At 76.2% G+C, this 2,169-nt stretch carries 1 protein-coding gene; it reads left to right on the forward strand.

The features are described 5' to 3' along the window. Positions 1-162: 162 nt before the first annotated feature. The coding region (locus E0D90_RS25215) for a polysaccharide lyase 8 family protein (RefSeq protein ID WP_130800232.1) at positions 163-2,169 on the forward strand (2,007 nt) is incomplete at its 3' end.

The following is a 2,169-nucleotide window of genomic DNA, read 5'->3' on the forward strand; positions in this document are numbered from 1 at the left end:
GAGGGGCGGGTGTCGCGGCGTCCGCTGACGGCCCGTCCGCGCCCCCGTTGGGGCGTCCTCGCCGCCGGCGGTCCCGAGAGACCCGGTCCGTCGTGGTCCGGCCCGTGGTGAAGCGGCGTCCGCCCGGGTACGGTCGCGTTCTCCGGACACGGGAGGCAGCGGATGAGCGCACCAGGCACCGGCGGACCGGCGCGGCGGACCGTCCTCGGCACCGGCCTCGCCGTCGGGGTGGGCGCCGGGTTGCTGCCCGGCACACCCGCGCCGGCTGCCGCCGCGCACCACGCGGCGCGTACCCCGGCCCCGTCACCGCCGGCCGCCGGTACCGTCGCCGACGTGTACGAACAGCTGCTGGCACGCTGGCGCGACGTGCTCCTCGGCGGCGACGCCGGCCGTACCCCGCCCGGTGAGTGGGGCGAGGCGTACGCACGTGCCGTCGCCACCCGCGACCGCACCGCCACCGGCCACCTCCGGACCCTCGTCACCGACGAGCACGCCCCCACCCCCTGGCCCGACCTGCCGCTGGACGCCACCGAGGCGGCCTCCGCCAACGTGACCGCCGTCGCCGGCCGCTTGCGGGCCCTCGCGGTCGCCTGCGCCACGGAGGCGAGCGAACTGTACGGCGACGCGGCGGCGGCCGGCGCGACCGCCGCCGGACTGCGGGTGTGGTGGCGCGCCCGCTACCACGCGGGACAGCCGCAGTACGGCAACTGGTGGGACTGGGAGATCGGTTCACCCCGCGCGCTCACCGACACCCTGACGCTGCTGGGCGGGGCCGTCGACGACGAGACCCACGCCGGTCTCCTGGCCGCCGTTGACCACTTCGTCCCCGACCCTCGGCGGATGCTGCGCGGCGAGCTGTGGTCCACCGGAGCCAACCTGGTCGACCTCTGCCGGGTGGTCGCGCTGCGCGGCGTCCTCGGCCGGGACGAGGAACGGCTGGCGCTGGGCTCGTCGTCGCTGTCCGGAGTGCTGGACCCCGTCCGGGTCGGGGACGGCTTCCATCCCGACGGGTCCTTCATCATGCACACCTCCGTCGCCTACCCGGGGACCTACGGGCAGGTCCTGGTCAAGGGCATGGCGGAGATGATGCGGCTGCTGGCCGGCACGGAGTGGGACGTGGCGGAACGGGAACGGCGGCTGACCACCGAGGCCGTGGACCGTACCTTCCTGCCGTTGGTGCACCAGGGGCTGATGCTCGACGCCGTCCGCGGGCGCGCCGTCGCCCGGCACAACGCGACCGACGCCGACGACGGCTTCAAGCTCGCCGTCGACCTGGTCACCCTCGCCGGCGCCCTTCCCGGCGACGCGCCCGACGCCTCGTCGGGCACCGTGCCGGGCGCCGCCCGGGGCGAGGAGGAGGCCGGCCGACTGCGGGCCGTCGCCAAGGACTGGCTGCTGAGCAACGCGTGGCGCCCGCTGGACGCGCGCGAGCCCGCGCAGATCGCCACCGCAGCCCTGGTCCTGGCCGACGACGCGGTACGCCCCCGGGGCGGCCCGCTGGGCCACTTCGGGTTCCCCGACATGGAGCGCTTCGTCCACCGCCGCCCGGGCTGGAGCTACTGCCTCTCGCTCAACTCCGACCGGGTCGCCCGCTACGAGTACATGAACGGCGAGAACGCCCACGGCTGGCACACGGGCGACGGCATGGCCCTGCTCGTACTCGACGGCGACCTCCACCAGTACACCGACGCGTACTGGCCGACAGCCGACCCCAAGCGGCTGCCCGGTATCACGGTGGACACCGCCGAACTGCCGGTCGGCGCGGGCGGCGACAACGACAACGTCCCGCTGTCGGGCACCCGTTGGTCCGGCCAGGTACGGCTCGGTGACATCGCGCTGGCTGCCATGGACCTCCGTGGCGTCGACTCCCCGCTGCGGGCCCGCACCAGCTGGCTGTTCCTGGACGACGGCGTGCTCACCGCCGGTTCCGGCATCACCGCCGGCGGCGGGCGGCGCGCCGAGACCGTCGTCGACCACCGCTCCCTGCACGACCCGGCCGACCCCGCCGGCGCGGTGCCGGGCGAGCTGCGGGTCGACGGCCGCCCGGTCGGCGAGCGGCTGGGCGAGACCGTCCGGCATCCGACCCCCCGCTGGGCGCACCTCGGCGGCACCGGTGGCTATGTCTTCCTGCGCCGCCCCGGCGGGGCCGGCGGGGCGGCGCAGGAAGAC

This window comes from Streptomyces otsuchiensis (genome assembly GCF_004305975.1).
Lineage (GTDB): Bacteria > Actinomycetota > Actinomycetes > Streptomycetales > Streptomycetaceae > Streptomyces > Streptomyces otsuchiensis.